This is a genomic window from Candidatus Dadabacteria bacterium (genome assembly GCA_026705445.1).
In the GTDB taxonomy this organism is placed as follows: domain Bacteria; phylum Desulfobacterota_D; class UBA1144; order Nemesobacterales; family Nemesobacteraceae; genus Nemesobacter.
Window position 1 is genome coordinate 1 of the sequence record JAPPAR010000036.1, and the last position, 3,200, is coordinate 3,200.

The 3,200-nt window shown below is 49.2% G+C and carries 6 protein-coding genes; all 6 read right to left on the minus strand.

Features of this window, described 5'->3' with window-relative positions:
* The coding region (locus OXG75_07055; protein MCY3625730.1) for a ParB/RepB/Spo0J family partition protein at positions 1–712 on the minus strand (712 nt) is incomplete at its 3' end.
* A gap of 1 nt (position 713) precedes the next feature.
* Positions 714–974, minus strand: a complete 261-nt coding sequence (locus OXG75_07060; GenBank protein ID MCY3625731.1) for a hypothetical protein — start codon at positions 972–974, stop codon at positions 714–716.
* A 97-nt stretch (positions 975–1,071) separates the two neighbouring features.
* Positions 1,072–1,497: a PIN domain-containing protein gene (locus OXG75_07065; GenBank protein MCY3625732.1), complete on the minus strand. Its 426-nt coding sequence runs from the start codon at positions 1,495–1,497 to the stop codon at positions 1,072–1,074.
* Positions 1,487–1,783: an AbrB/MazE/SpoVT family DNA-binding domain-containing protein gene (locus OXG75_07070; protein ID MCY3625733.1), complete on the minus strand. Its 297-nt coding sequence runs from the start codon at positions 1,781–1,783 to the stop codon at positions 1,487–1,489. Before OXG75_07070 ends, OXG75_07065 begins: the two co-directional genes overlap by 11 nt.
* Before the next feature lie 455 nt (positions 1,784–2,238).
* Positions 2,239–2,436: an addiction module protein gene (locus OXG75_07075; GenBank protein ID MCY3625734.1), complete on the minus strand. Its 198-nt coding sequence runs from the start codon at positions 2,434–2,436 to the stop codon at positions 2,239–2,241.
* Positions 2,437–2,897: 461 nt separating this feature from the next.
* A partial coding sequence (locus OXG75_07080) for a hypothetical protein (protein ID MCY3625735.1) occupies positions 2,898–3,200 on the minus strand: 303 nt, incomplete at its 5' end.

A 3,200-nucleotide genomic window follows, 5' to 3' on the forward strand; every position in this document is an offset into this window, starting at 1 on the left:
GCAGTGGGACAGCCTGAAGTGAAGAATGTGTTGCTCGACACACATATCCTGCTGTTGCGTTTTTCTTTTTTACAAGCGCTTCGGTCCTCCTTACCGTAAGATCCTTTTTCAGCACCTTGCCGAGAAGGGAATCCATCTGCCCGGGTGAAGAAGCGGCCAGAAGAGCCCTTGCGTGCCCCACGGTTATTGTGCCCGAGACAAGGGCTTTTTTAGTATTTTCGGAAAGCTTGAGGAGTCTCATCTGGTTTGTGATGACAGAACGGTTTTTTCCCGTTTTCTTCGCTATCTCCTCGTGAGTAAGCCCGAAGCGCTCCGCGAGTTTCTCATAAGCCTCTGCCTCTTCAATGGGATTTAAGTCCTCTCTTTGTATGTTTTCTATTAACGTGAGTTCCGCTACGTCCTGATCAGTCGAGGTCCTTATTATCACGGGCAGTTTCTCTAGTTTTGCTATTTTTGCCGCTCTCCACCTGTGCTCTCCGGCAACTATTTCGAAACCGCCGTCTATCTTCCTGACGATAAGCGGCTGTATGACTCCGTTTTCCTTTATTGACTCCGCAAGTTCCTCAAGAGCGCTTTGTTCAAATTGTTTTCTCGGCTGCGAAGCGTTTGGCTTCAGCAGGTCCGTGCTTACCATCTGATACCCTCCCGATTCCGTTTCCAGATTCTTGGGTATAAGCGAATCAAGTCCTCTTCCCAGACTCCGTCTTTTCACTTCAGTTAACCTCCGCTCTGCTTATTATCTCGTTTGCGAGTTTCATATAGTTTTGTGCTCCGCTCGACTTTATTTCGTAAAGCAGAAGCGGTTTTCCATAGCTTGGCGCTTCGGCTAGCTTCACGTTTCTGCTTATCACGGTGTCAAAGGTTTTCTCGCCGAAATGGTTTCTTACCTCTTCGGCCACCGAGTGACATATGTTGTTTCGGGAGTCGAACATAGTCAGAAGAGTTGAGAGGCTTCCGGGTGGGTACGGTATCATTATGGATGACGTTCTGGCCGGGGTGTACGCTAATCTCTGCCTTCAGTTGCTTGTCTGGCTCTATTGATGACACCGTTTCCCCCGTCTTTTGCCGGATTCAGGAATAAAGTAGAAACGGATTCTGCACAGTTACCGTGCCGTACATGCGACCATGCTGGAAATCTTCTGAGAACAGTTCCCTTATGCCGTGAACTTCGGCGTAGGACCATATGTGAGCATCAAACCACGACAGGCCGTATACCACTGCCCCGCGCAGAGCCGTTCGCAGCACGGATTCATCAGGGTAAATAATCGGGAATTGGGACATCAGTTCTTCCGCTTCGCGTATCGCATCCGGAAGATCAAGTATGCGGTTTTCGGGCATTCCCCGGGTTGTTGACGCAACGAATTCAACTATCGACTGGTGCGCAATGCGGGGATGTCCGCCAGCTATGCCACCGCGAAGAACACTCTCTGCAATCCGTTGTTTGTCGGGGAAACGGTTGTCGTAACGATAGACCAATATGTTGGTGTCAATCAGCATCTGGGCTGCCCCGAGTGTAGAGTTCTTCCCGGGTCCAGCCCCGCTCAGTCGCTGGAGACATTGGTCTCACCGCTTCACGGGCCCGTTGGCGTGCGGTTGCCTCATCAAACATACGCAGACGCGTTTCGGTATCGAGCTCCTTTTTCTGCGCTTGGGCATTGGGGGGCACCACGCGAATGGTCTCTCCGGCCTCCTCAAAACGTATATCATCCCCTGGCCGGATTCCGTAACGCTCGGCAATTGCTTTTGGCACCGTTACCTGCAATTTACTGCTTACTTTAGCCATATCCTTACTTTACCAAAGAAAATTTCTTTGTCAATGAAATAGTAGATATTCTGCAGGGCCGGAGGATGAAAGCGATTGTAGCCGCGGTTGCCGAATCCTGCTTTGCTATGGAAGTGAATTCTGGCCCAAAGCGATAGCAAGGTGCTGGTTTAATAAAAATTCTGCGAACATCGCAATGAACGATTGGAAATCCGAATGGACATTGCCGAAGGTGATTCCTGCTGAACATTTATCACGGAACCTGACCGAGGTGCCGGTCCATTTTTCGGGTGCTCGTTGGCACAATGTGGAATTCGGCAACTCTCGGCCAGGCAATCCGTGATTCAATTTCAGCCTGATTCAGGCTTGAGCAAGAAATAACGGATGGAAAATAATTCTTCAAGAAATTCATCCCCTGACACAGCGGGAAGAGACACAGAAAAAGTCCGCTTTTTCGCAGAACCGGATTTCGTAATTCACAGTTTCCCACGGATTTCCGGAACGACTCCATCCACCGGTCGTCCCGGATTTTTATCTGTTTCGTAAGCCTCGAGCCTCTTGTCCAGTTCGACTTTCTGCACGAATGAAAGAGAGATAGAGTTCTGATCGGAGGCGATGCTGTCCCATAGGTTTTCTAAAAGACGAATCCGCTCATGGATCGATAAATTCTTCAAACTAAAATCCGTGCTCATAAGGTGCCTCAAATTCCGCGATTCGTAAAAAGCCGGGTGGTTATTAGTTGCGGAATAGGGTAACACATAATAATAAGGACTTACGATACCGGACGAAAGTGCTCGAGGCCGATCACATGAACAGGGCGTTTTACCCCTTTTTTCAGGTGGATGAAGGAGAAAGAAAAGGGATTTATGTATTTGACTTGACAAGCATTTCCCGCCCGTACAAGGCTTGAGCGCGCCACGGGAGCCATACTCCCCCAGAACACCTCCGGGAGAAACATGGAGCGAGCCATAGCGACTTTCAGTGAAAATTCCATGCTCTCTGCGAAAGAACTGAAAGCGGCATCAAATGGACAACTTGCCGCCCTTATCCGCCCCTGCGGGTATCACAAAACTAAACCGAACTTCATTTATTAAAAAGGCACTTTGATCAGTAAAGACAGGGGTATTGTGCAGAATCAACCTGTAGCTGTACTGGGAACAAATCTCCCCGGTTCAACATCAAGCAGTTCAAACGCTCTTTGCTGAAGAGCCGTAGACTCCGCACAGATATGCAGTCTGTGCTCAGGACTCCCGGGAGGAGTTACATCGTTAAGACTCAACGTACCAAGATCTTCCATAAGAGTCCTTAAGCTGTGAACACTGAATCTCTCTTCGGTTTTCTTCGTCCTGTATTTCCTCTTCGCGCTCTCAGATACCTCGGCCTGCTCCACGGGACTGCTTCTTTTCTCCTCCCTGTCATCATCCTCGAACATAAGAGG